Source organism: Marinomonas sp. HM11-D (genome assembly GCF_057626615.1).
Map to the genome: position 1 here is coordinate 112,510 of NZ_JBMMKT010000005.1, position 19,769 is coordinate 132,278.

At 44.9% G+C, this 19,769-nt stretch carries 15 protein-coding genes; 9 read left to right on the forward strand and 6 right to left on the reverse strand.

Translation table 11 applies throughout. The features are described from left to right. Positions 1-122 precede the first annotated feature (122 nt). The 5 genes from ACOSVP_RS09135 (at position 123) to ACOSVP_RS09155 (ending at position 7,216) form a co-directional block, all read left to right on the forward strand. Positions 123-359: a hypothetical protein gene (locus tag ACOSVP_RS09135; protein ID WP_487347188.1), complete on the forward strand. Its 237-nt coding sequence runs from the start codon at positions 123-125 to the stop codon at positions 357-359. 469 nt (positions 360-828) lie between these two features. Continuing rightward, on the forward strand, positions 829-2,406 hold the full coding sequence (locus tag ACOSVP_RS09140; protein ID WP_487347189.1) for a BCCT family transporter: 1,578 nt from the start codon (positions 829-831) through the stop codon (positions 2,404-2,406). A gap of 229 nt (positions 2,407-2,635) precedes the next feature. Then, entirely contained in the window at positions 2,636-3,115 is a 480-nt protein-coding gene (locus ACOSVP_RS09145; protein ID WP_487347190.1) for a DUF3015 domain-containing protein, read from the forward strand. A gap of 66 nt (positions 3,116-3,181) precedes the next feature. Then, positions 3,182-5,038, forward strand: coding sequence for an Lnb N-terminal periplasmic domain-containing protein (locus ACOSVP_RS09150; protein WP_487347191.1), 1,857 nt, complete (start codon positions 3,182-3,184; stop codon positions 5,036-5,038). Positions 5,039-5,236: 198 nt separating this feature from the next. Next, positions 5,237-7,216, forward strand: coding sequence for a hypothetical protein (locus ACOSVP_RS09155; protein ID WP_487347192.1), 1,980 nt, complete (start codon positions 5,237-5,239; stop codon positions 7,214-7,216). A 104-nt stretch (positions 7,217-7,320) separates the two neighbouring features. On the opposite strand, the gene ACOSVP_RS09160 is transcribed toward ACOSVP_RS09155, so the two are convergent. Next, on the reverse strand, positions 7,321-8,592 hold the full coding sequence (locus tag ACOSVP_RS09160) for an aromatic ring-hydroxylating oxygenase subunit alpha (RefSeq protein ID WP_487347193.1): 1,272 nt from the start codon (positions 8,590-8,592) through the stop codon (positions 7,321-7,323). 315 nt (positions 8,593-8,907) lie between these two features. Between ACOSVP_RS09160 and ACOSVP_RS09165 the strand changes: the two genes are divergently transcribed. The 4 genes from ACOSVP_RS09165 to gbdR all read left to right on the forward strand — a co-directional run bounded on the left by ACOSVP_RS09165 (position 8,908) and on the right by gbdR (position 14,151). After that, positions 8,908-10,041, forward strand: a complete 1,134-nt coding sequence (locus tag ACOSVP_RS09165; RefSeq protein WP_487347194.1) for an FAD-binding oxidoreductase — start codon at positions 8,908-8,910, stop codon at positions 10,039-10,041. 22 nt (positions 10,042-10,063) lie between these two features. Next, positions 10,064-11,944, forward strand: a complete 1,881-nt coding sequence (locus ACOSVP_RS09170; protein ID WP_487347195.1) for a DUF294 nucleotidyltransferase-like domain-containing protein — start codon at positions 10,064-10,066, stop codon at positions 11,942-11,944. A gap of 9 nt (positions 11,945-11,953) precedes the next feature. After that, complete coding sequence (locus tag ACOSVP_RS09175) at positions 11,954-12,664, forward strand: 3'-5' exonuclease (RefSeq protein WP_487347196.1); 711 nt, start codon at positions 11,954-11,956, stop codon at positions 12,662-12,664. Positions 12,665-13,050: 386 nt separating this feature from the next. Next, positions 13,051-14,151: a choline metabolism transcriptional regulator GbdR gene (gene gbdR / locus ACOSVP_RS09180; protein WP_487347197.1), complete on the forward strand. Its 1,101-nt coding sequence runs from the start codon at positions 13,051-13,053 to the stop codon at positions 14,149-14,151. Positions 14,152-14,331: 180 nt separating this feature from the next. Here gbdR and ACOSVP_RS09185 read toward each other — a convergent pair whose 3' ends face one another. The 5 genes from ACOSVP_RS09185 to ACOSVP_RS09205 form a co-directional block, all read right to left on the reverse strand. Next, positions 14,332-16,551 (reverse strand): NADP-dependent isocitrate dehydrogenase, encoded by a 2,220-nt coding sequence (locus ACOSVP_RS09185; protein WP_487347198.1) that lies wholly within the window; start codon positions 16,549-16,551, stop codon positions 14,332-14,334. Positions 16,552-16,796: 245 nt separating this feature from the next. After that, on the reverse strand, positions 16,797-17,426 hold the full coding sequence (hflD, locus tag ACOSVP_RS09190; protein WP_487347199.1) for a high frequency lysogenization protein HflD: 630 nt from the start codon (positions 17,424-17,426) through the stop codon (positions 16,797-16,799). A 26-nt stretch (positions 17,427-17,452) separates the two neighbouring features. Further along, the gene (gene mnmA / locus ACOSVP_RS09195; protein WP_487347200.1) at positions 17,453-18,562 is read right to left on the reverse strand and encodes a tRNA 2-thiouridine(34) synthase MnmA; all 1,110 of its coding nucleotides are present in this window, start codon (positions 18,560-18,562) and stop codon (positions 17,453-17,455) included. Between the two features lie 85 nt (positions 18,563-18,647). Beyond that, a complete protein-coding gene (locus ACOSVP_RS09200) occupies positions 18,648-19,037 on the reverse strand; it encodes an NUDIX domain-containing protein (RefSeq protein WP_487347201.1) in 390 nt (129 codons plus the stop codon). Further along, entirely contained in the window at positions 18,934-19,674 is a 741-nt protein-coding gene (locus ACOSVP_RS09205; protein WP_487347202.1) for a pseudouridine synthase, read from the reverse strand. Before ACOSVP_RS09205 ends, ACOSVP_RS09200 begins: the two co-directional genes overlap by 104 nt. Positions 19,675-19,769 lie beyond the last annotated feature (95 nt).

Consider the following 19,769-nt stretch of genomic DNA (forward strand, 5'->3'; position numbering starts at 1 on the left):
GAATAGTCTTCCTAAGACTCACAAAGAGGGGGAATTAACGGTTGTTAATTCCCCCTTTTTTACGTTACATTTCTTAACGATTTTTGTGTTAATTATTGAAATTATAGAGGTTACCCTTTCTTATGATGATCGTTGACTTGATCGATGAGGTGGACTTCAAAGAGAAGATGCTTGGCATCGGTGCTCCGCTCAAAGATTGCCAAACTTTGGTGTCGGTTTCAGAAGTTCTACTGGCTTGGTTGGATGAAAATCCAGAGCATTTACCTGAAGTAAAATCGGCTTGTGAAGAGCTAGAGGCGACAGGTGCGACAATTCTTCCTGATGTTCATGACGTGATTAAGCAATTGTTGCAAAAATAATAAATTGTTTTCCGTCTGGATAAGCTTTTTCTTATATTCATTAAGGGCATATCAGTTTTAATTAAATATGCCTTTAATAATATACTGTCTTTATTATAACCCTTTGTTTTTAGTGCATTAATTTAGCGCAAAAGTGCTTATAATGCTTGCCTCAATTTGGTGTGCGTGCGCCAATATCTAGCACTTTAGTAAAAGTTTCTTTCCCTCTTTCTTTTTCTGCTATGCTTAAAATCAATATTTGTCGTGTGTGGTTAGAATAGGCTCGATAGCTGTCGCTATTGGACATCAAATGCGCAAATAGTCGTCGTACTATCATTGGACGGTGCAAAAAATGTGCGCCCGAACAATGATAGGGCACTGTTCTATCGTTGGATTTAAATGTTAGATTGTACAATGACTGTTCACCTAGGCTGGGTTTCTGGCGAGTCTAGGTGAGCGGTTGCTGACTTAAACTAGGTGGAGTAACAGTATGGACCAAAAAACTAAAAAACGTCCTAAGTCGACGGATTATACGTCCGACTACAAGGCGGGACAGGATAACGTCCAAATCCTTGGTATGGACGTCAACAACCCAGTATTTACTACTAGTGCTGTGTTGATTATTGCATTTATTGCGTTAGCACTTATCTTTCCTGCGCAAGCCAAGGAATGGTTGGTCGGTGCTCGTGGTTGGTCGATTGAAACATTTGATTGGCTATTCATGATTGGCGGTAACATTTTCGTTGTGTTCTGTCTTGCATTGATTCTTCTGCCAGTAGGTAAAGTTCGTCTAGGTGGTGCTGATGCACGTCCTGAGTTCACTACTGTTTCTTGGTTCTCTATGCTGTTCGCAGCAGGTATGGGTATCGGTCTGATGTTCTGGTCTGTAGCTGAGCCAGTTGCATACTACACAGACTGGTGGGGTACTCCACTAAACGTTCCTGCGAACACTCCAGAAGCGGCTGACGCGGCAATGGGTGCGGTGATGTTCCACTGGGGTCTACACCCATGGGCAATCTACGGCGTCGTTGCACTAGCGCTAGCATTCTTCTCTTTCAACAAGGGTCTACCGCTAACAATCCGTTCAGCTTTCTACCCTCTATTGGGTGAGCGCTGCTGGGGTCCTATTGGTCACGTGATCGATATCATCGCAGTTATCGCGACTATCTTCGGTCTTGCGACGTCTCTAGGTCTTGGTGCATCTCAAGCGGCTGGTGGTCTTAACTTCCTGTTCGGCGTTGAAAACAACATCACGACACAAGTAGGTATCATCATTGTTGTAACAAGTATTGCAGTAATGTCTGTAATGCGTGGTCTAGATGGCGGTGTAAAAGTCCTATCTAACATCAACATGATCATCGCTGGTGCTTTGGTTCTGTTCGTTGCGATCTTCGGTTCGTTGATCGGCTTCTTCGGTCACCTAGTACATACAACAGTTTCTTACGCGGAATACATCTTCCCACTAAGTAACTGGATTGGTCGTGATGACGATAAATTCTTCCAAGGCTGGACTGTGTTCTACTGGGCATGGTGGGTAAGCTGGTCGCCATTCGTAGGTATGTTCATCGCGCGTGTATCAAAAGGTCGTACAGTACGTGAGTTCATGACTGCAGTGCTTCTAGTTCCAACTGTTGTATCTATCATCTGGATGTCTGCATTCGGTGGTAACGCATTGGATCAAGTACAAGGTCAAATCGGTCAGCTAGCTGGCGGTCTAGGTGATGTTTCAAGCGCTATGTTCCAAATGCTTGAGAACCTACCACTAAGCGCATTGACTTCAATTGTTGCAATCGTGTTGGTACTAGTGTTCTTCATCACTTCTTCTGACTCTGGTTCGCTTGTAATCGACTCTATCACTGCTGGTGGTAAAGTTGAGACTCCAGTGCCACAGCGTATCTTCTGGGCATCTATGGTAGGTCTAATTGCAGGTGTTCTACTGTTCGGTGGTGGCTCTGAAGCACTAAGCTCTCTACAAGCTGGTGCGGTAACAACTGGTCTACCATTCACAGTAATCCTTCTATTGATGTGTGTAAGCATCTACAAAGGTCTACGTTCAGAGCTTTACTAAGCTAAGCCTCAAGCTTAATTAGTAATCTTTAAAAGGAAGCCGCGTTAACTTAGGTTAACGCGGCTTTTTTCATTGTAGATTAATGTATTAGATGCATATTAATTAGATCAGTTATGTTTCAGTTACATGAATGACTCGATATAATGAGGGAGCACTTTTGGGGAGCTCTTATGGAGTAGCCTGGATGCTAATAAAACTTGTTATTGAAAGGAATTCTAGGAATTTTTCTATGAAAAAAATCATTTTGTCTGCCATGTTGGCAACTGCATCAGTGTCATCTTTCGCGGCTTACGGCCCAGCTGGTTGTGGTCTAGGTACAGCAGTAGTGTTCCAAAATGCTGATGAATGGCATGAGCATGTACTTGCGGCAACTACTAACGGTACTTCTGGTAACCAAACATTTGGTATGACGTCTGGTACATTGGGTTGTGATATTCCTGACGCGCCACTAGCTGGCGGTGTAGCACTTTTCATCAACGATAATCTAGAGCCACTAGCAGTTGATTCTGCCAAAGGTGAAGGTGAGACATTGAATGCTCTAGCGGAGCTGATTGGTGTGGAAGCAGCAGATAAAGCAGCGTTCAACCAAGAAATGCAGTCAAACTTTGACGTGATTTTTGCTTCTGCAAACGTGACTTCTGAAACAGCTTACCAAGATATCGTTAAAGTAATGGAGCACTCTCCAGTTCTAGCTAAATACCTAGGCTAAGACAGCCAGATATCTTAATGAATAAAAGAGCGGCCTTGTCCGCTCTTTTTGTTGAAATGGATTTTTATGCGATCTTTGCCGTTTTCCTCTTGTGTTTCTTTGTGCCTACTTTCCTTTAGCTCAACTAGTCTAGCCTTTAGCTCTCAGCAAATATCTGAGCTGGCATCCGATCCTCAGTGGTTGAGTATGCTACATTATGATCAGATTGGTGTTGTTAGGCAGCATGGTAGCCTGGTGCAAGATGATTCGTTTTTCTTATCGCCTCTGGGGCAAAGTTCTGCCCAAGCTGAATTAATTGCAACTATTGAGGCTTTTTCTCAGCAAAGTCATACGATAGATCCTAATGCATCGGCACAATGCCGTTTTCCAGCTCGATTTGCTTGGCTTGCAGAAAAGTCTGGCAGCGATGGCATGGTGGCATTGGTGTGTCCAGAATTTGAAGAATGGCAGGCAAAGATCAATGCGGAAAAGGTGTATCTAGTCTTTCCGGCAGCTTACTTAAATAGTCCTTCTTCCATGTACGGGCATACGCTGTTTCGAGTTAAGAAAAAGGGCAATGATACTCCGTTGCTGGATTATGCTGTCAACTATGCAGCCAATACTGATCCAACCGATAACCAATTAGTGTTTAGCTATAAAGGTCTGTCGGGTGGTTATCCTGGTGTTTTTTCGGTCATGCCGTACTATCAGAAGGTCAAAGAATATAACTTTCTTGAAAATCGGGATATGTGGGACTACGAACTGTCTTTGACCGAGCAGGAGGTTGAGCAGTTTGTGCGCCATATTTGGGAAATGAAAAGTGTCTCCATGCCGTATTATTTCTTTTCTCAGAATTGCTCTTATCAATTGTTAACTATGCTGGATGCTTCAAGTTCACGCCTGAATCTAGCGCGTGAATTCTCCGTTTGGGCGATCCCTGCAGATACGGTTCGCGAGATTAATCGACAGGGCGTGTTAGGCGCTGCCACCTATCGTCCTTCGTCGCTGAATAAAATTGAGAATATGCTAGCTCAAGTAAATGATCAGCAAGTGACGATAGCCATCAACTTGGTGGAGCCAAGTGAGTTAGATTTAACCGAGCTTGAGCAACTTGACCCCTTATCAAAAGCTCAGGTGCTGGATGTTGCCTATGAGTACAGCCGCTATTTGTCAGCACGAAAGAAATCCAAACTCGCACATCTTAGCTCGCGCTCCATACAACTGCTGTCTTTACGCAGTAAGCTGGAAGTAGAGAATGTCTTTGCGCCAGTATTGGCGCCTGCTTTACGAGATGATCAAGGACATAGTACATCGCGGATCGGCGTTGCGGTGCAGCATCAGCAGGGGAAAGAGTACGGTGTGATTGATTACCGCCCTTCGTATCATGATGTGCTAGATCCACAAGGGGGGTATTTACGCGGTGCCGAGTTATCCATGTTCAGCGGTTCGTTACGTTTCCACGATACGCTACAGCTGAATCACTTTAACTTTGTCAATATTCATTCCATGGCCCCAAAAAACGCATTGATGACGCCTAAGTCTTGGCATATCAATGCCAGCTTACTGCGTGATGAGCTGTATCAAGATGAATTGGTGTTTCGTTTACATGGTGGTGCAGGCGTCACAACAAAGTTAACTAAAAATAGTTTGTTTGCCGGACTTTGGAATGGCCGCTTGTCTTTGGCGGATATCTACGAGAAAGGCTATCTTGCGGAAACTGGGCCAGAGCTGAAATGGCTTTGGAATGGTGAAAAGGCAAATGCTGAACTGAGCTACCAATATTTGATTAACCCGAATAAACATGATTCTGAGCGACAAGAATCAAGTGTTGGTATGAGTTATAACTTTGCAAAAGATTGGCAGTGGCGCGCATCTTATCAATATTCAAGGCTTGATCATGAGTCTGATAGTACCAGCGCACTTTCTGTTTTTTATTATTTCTGATTGAGTGCATTTTGCTGGTGCATTTTTTATATTGGATTTATTAAGCGTGTAATTTTGGTGCTGTTTCCAAATGTAAATGCCCTGTGATTTTTTGTATGCTGTTGATATTTAAAGGGTTTATTTGATTCTCTGCTTGTACTGATGGCAGGGTGTTTGCTTGCACTATGTTTTTATCGAGGCTAAAAACATAGGTGTACCATGGAAGCATTCTTATCCTTGCATCAAGAGAAACTCAAATCGGTTATTTACGACGTTAACTACTACGAAAAGAGTTTGAAGTCATTGAGCAGTTGGTGGGGGCGTATTGCACTGCTTGGAAAGATTAATAGTTTGGATGTCGCTGCAACCATCTTGGATGATATGGACAGTGCTCGTTCTCAGTTTCATAATCTTCAAGGTAATCTGATCGATAGCTTGATTCAGCAGCACTTCAAAAAGGTAATTCTATACCACCAAACTCGTTGCCAAATGGCCATTAATGTTCTTATCCGTAATTTATTTGAGCGTACAGCGGATATAGGCTTTCTCAGTGATGATCCGCAGGTTAAGGCTTTCCTTAAGCAGGATAGACACGATAAAGATGATCTACTGGCTATGCATCAAATCATGCAAGGTTACGTCGATAAGTATACGGTTTATCAAGATGCCGTGATCATTTCTCCTGATAAAGAAGTGTTATTTCAGCTTAGTAATCATCAGTATCGTCGAGAAATTCGAGATACGATTGTAGATGATCTACTTGTTAGCCCCACTGCCTACAAAGAGTATTTTGCCAAATCAGATTTGCTTGATGATGGTAAAGAGCATCTTTTTTATTTAAATCCTGTTGTCGAAAATGGCAGGGTGTTGGGTGTTATTGCGCTGTGCTTTCGCTTTACTAATGAGCTGACAGCAATTTTTGACACACTAAGTAGTCATGAGGATGCGACGGTTTATCTGATTGCTGATGAAATGGGGCGGGTTATCTTTCAAACTGCGGCAGAGCGTGGTTTGACAGTTAGTAAAATTCCTTTAGCCGATGGTATTAACGTCTTCCATTTGGGAGGGGCGGAAATGCTTTTGATCAGCTCGGCTGGGGAGGCTTATCAGGGCTACTCTGGCCCCTCTGGTTGGCGTGCCTGTGCACTGGTTCCTGTTTCAGTGTTTAAAGCTAAAAATAGACATAGCCTAGATTTTTCCAGATTACCTCCAGTGAAAAGCCTAAGCGGAATTTTTTCAAAAGAGTTACTCGACATACGTGATCGTTCCACGCTGATTAACAATGATTTGGAGCTGATCGTTTTAAATGGTGTGATTACCGCTGCGAGAAATGATTCGGCTGAATTTATGCCAGTATTAGAAGCAATTAAGAATATTGGCCGTGATATTGATTCCGTGTTTGCCAACTCTATTGAGTCGCTATTTTCTACCATTTTGACCAGTCAATTGGATGAGGTAAGTCTTAAGGCCGAGTTGGCGGTTGATATTCTAGACCGCAACTTATATGAGCGAGCAAATGACTGTCGCTGGTGGGCGTTAGATCCTAGACTTGCTGAAGCTTTGCTAGAAACCCCTGTGAATGTCTTGAACATACAAAATATTCTGCAATCCATTCATGGCTTATATACCGTTTATCATGATTTGTATGTCTTCGATGATCAGTGTCGTTATGTTGTTTCTTCTTTGAATAATCTGCTATTAGGTCAGCTGGTGGCTGAAAATACTGGCTCTTGTGCGACCCTGCGCTTAAACAGCGTACAGCAATATTCTGTGTCAAGTTTTTTAAATTTCGAGTGCTATGAAGGTAAAGCAACCTACATTTATAACGGCGCCATTCGTAACCCGCAAAATTTAGGGCAAGTCTTAGGTGGCGTGGGCACTGTTTTTGATGCATCGCTGGAGTTTAAAGCGATTTTAGAAGATGTGCTTCCTGAGAATCTAGAAGGCGCTTTTGCTGTGTTTACCGATGATCAAGGGAAGGTTATTTCGAGCACAGTTGAACAATACGAAGTCGGACAAATGTTCTTTCCGAATATCGATTTGGATCACTTATTGGAGCAGGGAAGGCATTCGCAAATTACTCAATTCGAAGGTTGTTTCTACTTGTTAGGTGCTGCTTTATCAAAAGGGTATCGCGAATTTAAGAATGACGATGGCTATGTTGAGCCATTAATAGCATGGGTAATGCTACCTTGTTAGGTGGCATTCTTATGTGTTTTTTTTAAAATTTCAAAAACAAAAAAAAGCCAGCAATTTGCTGGCTTTTTAGTGTTTTGCTTAAACTTAAGCGCTACAGATTAACCTTATTTTTTAAGGTTTTTCTGGATAGTGTCTGTGTACCACTCTAGGAAGTTCATAACACCGAACTCGTAAGTTTCAGAGTATGGACCAGGCTGGTAGCCTACAGAGTTGATACCTAGTTGGTTTTGCTCGCCAAGGATACGGTCTTGGTCGTTAGTAGCATCCCATACTAGACGTAGACGAGCTGGATCGTAATCTACACCTTCAACTGCATCTTTGTGTACGAACCACTTAGTCGTAACCATAGTCTCTTGAGCAGAGATTGGTAGTACACGGAACACGATGAAGTGATCAGATTGCATGTGGTTCCAAGAGTTTGGAAGGTGAAGGATACGCATAGAACCTAGTTCTGGGTTCTGGATGCGACCTAGCATCTTCTTACAGCCTGCTTCACCGTCAAGCGTCATTACTTTAACGCCTTTCTTCAGTGGCATACGAACGATACGGTTACGTTTGCCAGGACCGAAGCTTTTGTGCTCGTGTGGAATGCCTTCAGCGTCCCATTTAGCAGCTTGATCAGCGTAGTGATCTAGGAAGTCTTGTGGTGCACGTGGGTCATTTGTGTCATCCCACTCTAGAAGAGTGTTTAGTAGCTCTGGGTGGCTACCGGCACAGTGGTAACACTCACGGTTGTTTTCGATAACAAGTTTCCAGTTAGCTTTTTCGTACATGTTAGACTCAACAGCCAACTTCGTGTTTTCCACGTCGTATGGAGCCATGTACTCTTCAAGAGTTGCTAGGAATTGATCGAAATCGCCTTGTGGCTCTTCTTTGCCTAGGCTAACGAAGATGAAGCCGCCTGCAGTTTTACAGTGTGCTTTCTTAAGACCGTGTTGAGACTTGTCAAAACCTTCGCCCATTTCAGTACCAGCGAATAGTAGATTACCTTTAAGGTCGTAAGTCCACTGGTGGTAAGGACATACTAGGTTAGCTACTTTACCGCGGTGTTCAAGACAGATACGTGAACCACGGTGACGACAAGTGTTGTGGAATGCGTTTACAGAACCGTCAGCGTCACGGATAACCATAACTGGGTTTTGCGCAATTTCTACAGTGAAGTAGTCGCCACGGTTAGGGATTTCGCTAGTCATACCAACGAACAACCACTCTTTTTGGAATACTTCTTCTACGTCCACGCGGAACATAAGTGGGTCGTTGTACAGAGGCGCGTCTAGAGAGTAGTTCGCTGGGCGAGCTTCTAGCAGGTTAGACATTTCTGTGCGCGCTTCTTGAATAGTAGAGTAACGCATGTTTAGTAGATCATTTTGATTCATTTGAGTGATCCTCAATAACAAAAGCCGAGTTGATGTTGTTTCCCTCGTCGGAGCAACATATGTGGGTAAGTCTTAGCTTGCCCGTTGTCGTTGTAATAATGACGCTATCCTCACCCAAGTTTAGTTTAGCGAAATGACCAATTGCGACATTATCACATACATAAATCGACTCTTCTTGCTACATCAGATAGTTAGCGCTATTTTCTTGGTTTCTATGAGCAACTTGGTGTCGTAAAAGGTCAACTGAAATACTAGCAGTCGAACGACAATTGCTCAAATCGGTGAAACGTCAACGCCATCTAAGAGAGAATAACCATGACTACTCCATCATCAGTCGCACAAGGTGCAGACTACTTAGCACCTGTAAACACTCAGACTTGGGTAAATGGCCGCCACAACGTACGTTGTGTAAAAGTTATCCAAGAATCTTGGGATGTGCGCACATTCTGCTTTATGGCTCAGCAGCCAGTAATGTTCTTCTTTAAACCTGGTCAGTTCGTGACGTTGGAATTAGAGATCGACGGCAAGCAAGTAATGCGTTCATACACCATTTCTAGTTCGCCTTCTGTTCCTTACAGCTTCTCTATCACTGTTAAGCGTGCGCCAGGTGGTTTGGTTTCAAACTGGCTACACGACAATATGAAAGAAGGTGATGAGCTAGCGGTTCATGGCCCAGTGGGTAACTTCAACTGTATCGATTTCCCAAATGATAAAGTGTTGCTTCTTTCTGGTGGTGTAGGTATCACTCCTGTGATGTCTATGGCGCGTTGGTGGTTTGATACAAACGGTGAAGTGGACATGGTGTTCATTCACAGTGCACGTACTCCACGTGACTTGATCTACGCTCGTGAACTTGATCACATGGCGTCGCGCATCAGCAACTTCAACCTTAACTTAATCGTTGAGCGTGTTGAAAACGGTCAAGCTTGGCACGGTTACCGTGGTTACCTAGATGCGATCAAACTTGAAATGATTGCGCCTGACTTCATGGATCGTGAAGTATTCTGTTGTGGTCCTACGCCATACATGTCAGCGGTTAAGAAGCTACTTCAGGAAAAAGGTTTCGATATGTCTCGTTACCATGAAGAAGCATTCGGTCCAACACCTGCAGACATTAAAGAAGAAGCAATTGAAAATGCAGAAGTGGCTCAAGAAGCAGCTGATGCACTAACTTCAGAAGATATGCTTCGCGTAGAAGTACACAGCAATGGCATGAACATGAGTGTTCAAGTTGCACCAGGTGAGACGCTTCACAACGCCGCAGCGAAACTAAACCTTCATATTCCAAAAGCATGTGGTATGGGTATCTGTGGTACTTGTAAAGTACTGGTTAAAGAAGGTGAGACGCAAATGGATGCCAACGGTGGTATCACGGATGACGACGTAGCAGCAGGTTACGTACTATCTTGCTGTACAGTGGCTAAATCTGACGTAGTAATTGAATACTAGTCTTTAGTAGAAGGGCGCCCTAATGGAAGCAGAACAAATCGAGATAGCTGAATTCTTAGGGCGCTATCCCCCATTTTCTTTCCTACCAGAAAAAACACTTCATCGTGTTGCGACATCGGTTGAAATTACCTATTTCCGCCAAGGTGCAGATGTGTACCGATTTGGCGATGAAATTCACGACCTATGTGTGATTCGAAGTGGTTCGATCGAGATCTATCGTCGAAACGGAAACTTGTACAACCGACTAAGTGTCGGTGACGTATTTGGTCAGCTTGGCTTGCTGATGAAGAACCGTATTCGATTGCCTTCACGTGCGTTAGAAGACTCTTTGATTTATTTCATTCCTGAAGCGGTCTTTAACGAGTTGTGTGACAACTTTGAAGAGTTTGCCTACTTTGTCGAGATTGACGACAAGCGCAAAATGAACAAAGAGATTCAGCAACAGCGTGAGGAAAGTGCTCTTTCTAGTGTGAAAGTTTCCTCTTTGATTGTGCGTAAGCCAGTCATGATTTCGACCGATGCTAGCATTCGTCAAGCCGCGTTAAAAATGACTCACGAGTCAGTGTCATCGTTATTGATCGTCGACGAAGAAGCGCCGCTAGAAGATGACGGTGATTGCCGTAACAAATTGGTCGGTATTTTGACCGATCGCGACCTGCGTACTCGCGTTGTATCTCAGGGCGTTGACCTCGATCAGCCTGTGTCGTCAGTGATGACTCATTCGCCGAAAACATTGGATAAAGAAACCTATGTATTTGAAGCCATGCTCACCATGCTGCGCTTCAATTTGCATCACTTGCCAGTGGTCGAAAATGACGAGCCTTTGGGTGTCATCGCGATTTCAGATATCGTGCGTTACGAGTCGAAAAACAGTTTATTTATTGTTGGCTTGATTCACCGTCAGCACACAGTAGAAGACCTGATCACTGTATCTAAAGATGTTCAGTCATGTTTTGTGCGTATGGTGCGACAAGAATCCAACGCGCAGATGGTTGGCAGTGCCATGTCTGTGATCGGGCGTAGTTTCAAACAACGCTTACTAGAAATTGCTGAAGAAAAACTAGGCCCACCACCAGTGCCTTATTGTTTCTTGGCATTAGGTTCTATGGCTCGTGATGAGCAGTTACTGATCACCGATCAAGACAATGCGTTGATATTATCGAACGAATACGATGCCGCTAAGCACAGCGAGTACTTTGAAGCGTTAGCTGAGTTTGTCTCGGAAGGCTTGGATAAGTGTGGTTATCCATTCTGTACCGGTCGTATTATGGCAACGAACCCACGTTGGCGTAAAACCATTACGGAATGGCGCGAGTGTTTTGCTGACTGGATCGATAATCCCAACCCAGATGCCTTGTTACACAGTTCTGTATTTTTCGATCTTGAAGGGGTTTACGGCAAAGTAGAGTGGGCAGAAGACCTATACCGCTTTATCGCAAATCGCGCTAAAAATACACCGAAATTCCTTGCTAGCTTGGCGCGTAATGCCTTGTTACGTACGCCGCCACTGGGGTTCTTCAAAGAATTCGTGATGGAGCAAGATGGCGAGCACCGTCGTACCATTAACTTAAAACGCCGTGGTACTGCACCGCTTGCGGACTTGATTCGAGTACACGCTTTGGCGATTGGCTCGACCTCACGGAATTCGATCGATCGTCTTGATGATGTGATTAAGGCAGGCATCCTGCCGGATAAACGTGGCCAAGAGTTGAAATATGCCATGGAATACTTGGCGATGGTGCGTATCCGTCATCAGGTCGAAGATGTCGAAGAAAATCGTGAACCAGATAATAATATTGAGCCTGACACCTTGTCAGACATTGAGCGTCGCAACCTTAAGGAAGCGTTCAATGTGCTAAATAACAGTCAGCGCTTCCTTAAATACCGTTACCCATTTTCGTGAGAACACCACATGGCTCGTGTTGTTGATTCGTTTTCTTGGCATGAGTATCTGCGTGAGCAGGCAATGGATAGCCAAATTCCTCTGTTAAAAGATTTCTTTGCTTCTCAGGATTTTCCTGAAGAGTTGACCCTGGAGCAGGCTGAGTTCGTTGCCTTGGATTTTGAAACCACAGGTTTAGATCCGCTAAATGACGAAATTGTTAGCATTGGTTTGGTGCCATTCACCATGCAGCGTATTAAGGTGGCCAAGGCAAAGCACTGGATTGTGCGTCCTAAATGTCAGCTAAAAGACGACTCAATCGTCATTCACGGGATTACCCATTCCGAGATCATGAATGCACCTCCGATTGCCGAAGTGCTGGAAGAGGTGATTCAGGAGTTGAACGGTAAAATAGTGGTGGTTCATTATCGCTATATTGAGAGTGAGTTTCTCAATAGCGCAGTGAAGCGAGAGCTGGGCGAAGAAATGTGGTTCCCGATGATGGATACCATGCATATTGAAGCGCAACAGCATCGCTCTGGGTGGCGCTGTAAATTAAAACGTCTGTTTGGTGCTAAACTTCCTTCCATTCGTCTAGTGGATAGCCGGCTAAGATACGGTTTACCTAGATATCATATGCACAGTGCCATGACCGATGCGATTGCAACGGCGGAGTTGTTGCAGGCACAAGTTCGATACCGTTTTCCAGAAACGACACCTGTTACAGAATTATGGCAATAACCTAACGGGTGAGTGCCAAACGGGTTCATTAATGGTGCGTAAGTGATTGATAATAGCACCAAAAAAAGGCAATCCTGGCGTAAACGGGACATTTTTTAACTTTACTGATACCAAATACGACTATTTTTGTCGTTTTGGTCAGAAAAATCATTTGTCGTTTTTTGTTAAAAAAGGTTTTATTGCTGTCGTTGCTGTGATATTCATAACGCAAAGGTCAATTAATATACGGGTTTCGTTTTGAGGCAATTTATGTCTCAAAACAAAATGAAAGTGAAGAGGCGTTCACCCAACAGCTACTGTCGGTCCGTCATAATAAAAATGGTGTTTATAGCTTAATTGGCCTGTTAATTGCTTACGCTATATATCACGTATAAGAGGGCACATTCATGGTCTCATCTTCCCCTACTACAGCGACTAGCAAAAAGAAAATCACTCGTGTGGGTTTCCTTCTGTTAGACAATTTTACAATGATTGCATTGGCGTCAGCTCTTGAACCACTGCGTATGGCTAACCAGCTATATGGAGAAGAGCTGTACAACTGGCATATGATTTCCGAATCTGGTGAACCTGTGGTTGCCAGTGATGGTTTGAGTTTGTCTGCCGATACATCAATCGCCGAATGCCCAGAGCTTGATATGATTATTGTTGCGGGTGGTTTAGATATCACACGTGCCTTTACTTCAAAACAAGTCAGCTGGCTTCAGCAGCGCGGGCGTAAAGGAGTTACGCTAGGAAGTATTTGTACAGGAGCGTACGTACTTGCACATGCAGGTTTGTTGGATGGTTACAATTGTAGTGTTCATTGGGAATGTATGACTGCTTTGCAGGAAAGCTTCCCGAAAGTGCGTTGCAATAATCGTCTGTTCTCAATGGATGAAGGTCGCTTTACCGCAACAGGCGGAAGTGCACCACTAGATATGTTCTTAACCATCATTGCTCGTGAGCACGGTGCTAAGCTATCTGGTGCTGTTTCAGACATGTTTATTTGTGATCGTATTCGTAGTGAATTCGATCAACAGCGTGTTCCTCTTCGTCAGCTAAACAAAGGTGGTTGCAAACCTAAGCTTGTGGACGTCATTGAATTGATGGAAAACAACTTGGAAGAACCAATCGATCTAGACGAATTGGCAGCTTTTGTTGACGTATCACGCCGTCAACTTGAGCGTATGTTCCACAAGTACTTAGACTGTTCACCATCGCGTTACTACTTACGTTTACGTTTGGATCGTGCGCGTCAGCTGTTGAAACAATCTAGTATGTCCATCGTGGAAATCTCGGCAGCTTGTGGTTTTATCTCGACACCACACTTTAGCCGTTGTTACCGTAAGCATTTGGGGATTTCTCCACGTGACGAACGTAAAGTAGCTTGGATGGGTAACATAACACCAGCTGAGCAAGGTGTTGGCAGCTTGGTATACATGCCGCATTCAACCCATGCGCTAAACAACGCACACTCTGAGCCAAGCTTTGGTTCAATTGCGATGTAATCTTTAATCATCAGAGCTGGTGATTGTCATAAAAAAGGGAGTCTGAATAAGACTCCCTTTTTTGTGCTTACAAAACACGCGTGTTATTGAGTGTTTCGTTTTGAAATAAGCGGCAATAAAAAAGCCACTTGATTTTCATCGAGTGGCTTTTGGGTATCGCTTTGTTAGCTATTCAGCTAATTATAGTGACGCTAGAGCCGCGTTGAATGTCGCACTTGGGCGCATTACTTTAGCAACGTCTTCTAGGTTCATGTGGTAGTAACCTTCTAGGTTAGCAGCTGAACCTTGAACAGCGTTTAGCTCGGCAACGATTGTCGCTTCGTTTTCAGTCAGAGTTTTGGCTAGTGGTGCGAATTTCGCTGCCAATGTAGCGTCTTCTGTCTGTGCTGCCAATTCTTGAGCCCAGTACATAGCTAGGTAGAAGTGGCTGCCGCGGTTATCGATATCGCCTACTTTGCGAGAAGGTGACTTGTCGTTGTCCAACAGTTTTTCAGTGGCTTTGTCCAAAGCGGCTGCCAGTACTTTTGCCTTAGCATTGTTTTGCTTAATGCCAAGCTCTTCAAAAGAAACCGCTGTCGCAAGGAATTCACCTAGAGAATCCCAACGTAGGTAGTTCTCTTCTAGAAGCTGCTGAACGTGCTTAGGAGCAGAACCACCCGCACCTGTTTCGTACATGCCACCACCGTTCAACATAGGTACGATAGATAGCATTTTTGCAGACGTGCCAAGTTCCATGATTGGGAACAAGTCAGTTAGGTAGTCACGAAGAACGTTACCAGTTACCGAGATGGTGTCTTGGCCACGGATGATACGCTCCATAGAGAAACGGATCGCTTCGTTGTAAGACATAACGCGGATGTCTAGACCTTCAAGATCGTAGTCTTGTAGGTACAGTGCGACTTTCTTGCGTAGCTCGTTGTCGTGTGCACGCTCTTCGTCTAACCAGAACACGGCAGGCGTGTTAGAGTTACGAGCACGAGTAACACCTAGTTTCACCCAGTCTTTGATCGCAGCGTCTTTGGTTTGACATGCACGCCAGATATCGCCTTTCTCAACATCGTGTTGCATTAGGACATTGCCAGCCGCATCAACTACACGCATAACACCGTCTGCTTTCGCTTCGAATGTTTTGTCGTGTGAACCGTATTCTTCTGCTTTTTGCGCCATCAAACCAACGTTTGGTACCGTACCCATAGTGGTTGGATCGAATGCACCGTTAGTTTTACAGAAGTTGATCACTTCTTGGTAAATGCGCGCGTAAGTTGACTCAGGCATTACTGCTTTAGTGTCTTTAGTCTTGCCGTCACGGCCCCACATCTTACCTGAGTTACGGATCATCGCAGGCATAGAAGCGTCTACGATTACGTCAGAAGGTACGTGTAGGTTAGTGATACCGCGTACAGAGTCTACCATCGCGATTTCAGGACGGTGCTCGTAGCAATCGTGGATCGCTTGTAGGATTTCGTCTTGTTGAGACTGAGGTAGTACTTTGATTTTATCAAGCACGCTACCTAGACCGTTGTTAGGGTTAACGCCGATCTCTTTGAATACGTCGCCGAATTTATCCCATACTTCTTTGTAGAATACGGTTACCGCGTGACCGAACACGATTGGGTGAGACACCTTCATCATGGTCGCTTTCACGTGTAGAGACCACATGATGCCCGCTTCTTTGGCTTCTTGTAGTGATTGCTCGAAGAAGTCACGTAGTTTGCCAGCGCTCATGCGCATGCTGTCTAGCACTTCGCCTTCAAGCATTGGCAGTGTTTTCTTAAGCTCTACGTTACCTGCTTGGTCAACGAACTCAATACGCACGTCTTGTGCCTTGTCCATTGTTACAGATTGCTCAGAAGAGAAGAAATCGCCGTCACGCATGTAGTCTGCGTGGGTTTGCGAAGTTTTCTTCCATTCACCCATAGAGTGTGGGTGTTTGCGTGCGTAGGCTTTTACTGCCGCGGGTGCACGACGGTCAGAGTTACCTTGACGTAGTACAGGGTTTACCGCACTGCCTAGAAGTTTCGCGTAGCGTGATTGAACTTCTTTGTCTTCTTCTGTTTCAGCAACTTCTGGGTAGCTAGGTACATCGTAGCCTTGGCTTTGAAGCTCTTTGATTGCAGCAGTTAGCTGAGGAATAGAAGCTGAGATGTTTGGTAGTTTGATGAAGTTTGCATTTGGATCAGCCGTCAATTCACCTAGGAAAGAAAGGCCATCTTCTACGCGTTGATCTTCAGGAAGACGATCAGAGAAAGCTGCAAGGATACGGCCTGCTAAAGAAATATCCGTAAGTTGTAGCTCGATGTCTGCTTCTTTCGCAAATGAACTAAAGATTGGCAGAAGAGAAGCTGTTGCAAGTGCCGGTGCTTCGTCTGTCAACGTGTAGTAAATCGTTTGTTTTGACATGTAATTCCCCTAACATTTTGGCTAAGTTAGCCGCTTGGATAGAAGGTGACTTTTGGCCGCCATTCTCTGTAATCAAATCGAGTTTGATTAAAATTTTGGTCAATATACTACCCCAAGAAGGGCCTTGAGAAATATTGACGTCGAATATAGTCAAGATTGATCTGAATGATTGTCATGAATGTAGGGGGGTAAAAGCAAGAAGGCAATGTTGATTTGCCTACTTGCTTTACTGGAAAAAGGGGGATTTAGAAGCGATTTTCCAGTTGTTTCATTAGGGCATTGCGTTTGAAGATCAAATGCCAGCGTTTGCCGCCCACTTGACGCCACAGCATAGCGGCACGAATGCCAGCCATCAGTACGGCACGCACTTGGTGCGCTATGTGTGGTTGCTGTAAGAAGCGACTGTCGCCATGAACCTGAATACGAAATGACAGCTTGCTCAACGTATCTTGGTACATACCTGAAATGCCTGCTACCACATTCTCGTGCATGACATCGTCGTAATGCTCTAACTGGCGTTCGAGTTGCCCTAGGCGCTGGCCAATGGCGGACAGCATGTCGGGTTCTTTGCGCAGTTTAGATTCAAGGTGAATCATGCTCAGAGCATAACGAATAGTATCTGGGTTGACCGCATCGCGGTTCTTGCCCATGACTTCTTTGGCAATACGTCGACCTAAGGCGAGATTGCCTTGACAGTCGAATGCACCACCATAGATGTCTTCGGTCGCTTTGGCGTTGACCACTAGAATGCTGTCTAACAAAGGCTTGGCGTAATTCGTATCCAAAGTGCCTTTGCGCGCTAAGTTCGCTACCAGTTCTGCGGCTTGAAAGATCGCGGCCAAGGCAATGGCTTGCTCTTTTACATCATGCTGCATGAAATCCTCCGCTTAGGGCGCAATGGTTACTTGTTAAAAGCTACGTTAATGATGCCGCCGCCAAGACAGTGTTCCCCGAGGTAGAACACCACAGATTGTCCTGGAGTAATCGCACGTTGCGGCTCTTTAAAGCTTACTTCTACGCGACCGTCGGCTAGTTCAGAAATGGTACATTCTTGGTCTGGCTGACGGTAACGGCACTTCGCCATGCAGGTCAGAGGCATGTTTGGTTTTTCGCGCGCTACCCAGTCAAAATTGTCGGCGATCAAGTGCGTCTTGAATAAAGACTCATGCTGGCCGCCTTGAGTCACCACTAGCACATTGCGCTGTAGATCCTTTTCCACTACGTACCATGGCTCATCTGGGTAGTTAGATAAACCGCCGATCCCTAAGCCTTGGCGCTGGCCAATGGTGTGGTACATCAAGCCGTGGTGCTTACCAATAATGTCGCCATCTAAGGTTTCAATATTGCCTGGTTGAGCTGGCAGATATTGCTCAAGAAAATCTTTAAAGCGACGTTCACCGATAAAACAGATGCCTGTGCTGTCTTTCTTGTTGTGGGTGATCAAGTCGAATTCTTCGGCAAGACGGCGTACTTCTGGTTTTTCCAGTTCACCGACAGGGAAGAAGGTACGGCCAATTTCATCTTTACCCACCGCATAGAGGAAGTAGCTTTGGTCTTTGTTGTTATCCAATCCTTTCAGTAGCACTGGCTGACCATCAATCTCACCACGGCGCACATAGTGGCCTGTGGCAATATAATCTGCACCAAGCTCAAGGGCGTATTCTAGAAATGCTTTGAACTTGATCTCTTTGTTGCAAAGGATATCTGGGTTAGGTGTGCGACCGGCTTTGTACTCTTCAAGGAAGTGTTCAAACACATTGTCCCAGTATTCTGCCGCAAAGTTAGCGGTGTGCAGATGGATACCTAATTTGTCGCAGACCGCTTGTGCGTCGGCGAGGTCTTCTTTTGCGGTGCAGTACTCGGTTCCGTCATCTTCGTCCCAGTTCTTCATAAACAGGCCTTCCACTTGGTAGCCTTGTTGTTGCAAAAGTAGGGCAGAAACAGAGGAATCCACACCGCCGGACATGCCAACGATGACTTTAATTGATGCGTTTGGGTTATCTTTACTCATGATCTCTCTCTAATAATGAAAACGGGGTAAAGGCCCGTCATTAGAATGTAAGGACGTATTGTAGCTGAAGGTCGTGGCTAGGTCTTTAATTCGGATCGATATGGCGATTGTTAATCATATTTAGGTCATGTGCCTGACCCTTTTCATAGTCATTGATGCACTGCAAAATCAAGGGGCTACGCTGCGGTAGCGCTTCAATTTGCTCTCGCGTAAACCAGTCAGCGCCTAAGATATCGGGATCTAATTCATCCGTAATATGTTGTTCTGCACGGCAGATGACACAGACGCGATGATAGGTATCGGCGCCTGCAAAGGGGGTGAAGGCGTAAATACCCAGAATTGTTTCTGGGGTCACTTGCCAGCCCGCTTCTTCAAGGGTTTCGCGAATGACGGCTTGTTGCAGTGTTTCCCCGTTTTCCACGTGCCCCGCTGGTTGGTTGAGAACGATCTGACCGTCCTGCATTTCTTTTACCATGAGGTAGCGGTGTTTGTCCGCGATGAGGGCTGCGACGGTGAGATGGGGAAGTTTTTCGCGCTTTTTCTCGTTCAAAATCTTTTACCTGTTCCGCTAATGTGTCAGTGAGCTTTACTTCTACATAGGAGCCAGGTGGAACATTTTCAACCGAATAGGGGCCAATTTTGGCGCGAATCAAACGCAAGGTCGGAAAGCCAACGTGAGCTGTCATACGTCGTACTTGGCGGTTTTTGCCCTCGCTAATGGTGAGCTCAATCCAGCTGGTAGGGATATTGGCGCGCTCACGAATAGGTGGTATTCGATCCCATACATCTGGCGCTTCCATAAGACGACATTGAGCGGGTTTGGTCATACCATCTTTGAGTTCAACCCCTTTGATAAGGGCTTGAATGGCGTGCTCGCTTATCTCGCCTTCTACCTGCACCCAATAGGTCTTGGGCATTTTGAACTTAGGGGAAGCGATCAGATGCTGCAATGGGCCTTGATCGGTCAGTAGTAAGAGCCCTTCTGAATCATAATCAAGGCGACCTGCAGGGTAGACGTCCGGCACATCAATATAGCTTGCTAGGGTATCTTTATCGCCCTCGGCAGAGAATTGACTGAGTACTTGGAAGGGTTTGTTTAGTAGCAATAGCATGGTGTGCGAATCTTCAAAACGATAAGTTTTGGATGCTAAAAAGCACCTCTGAGATGATCAATCATATCAAAGGTGCCCAGAGAATGTTGAGGCAA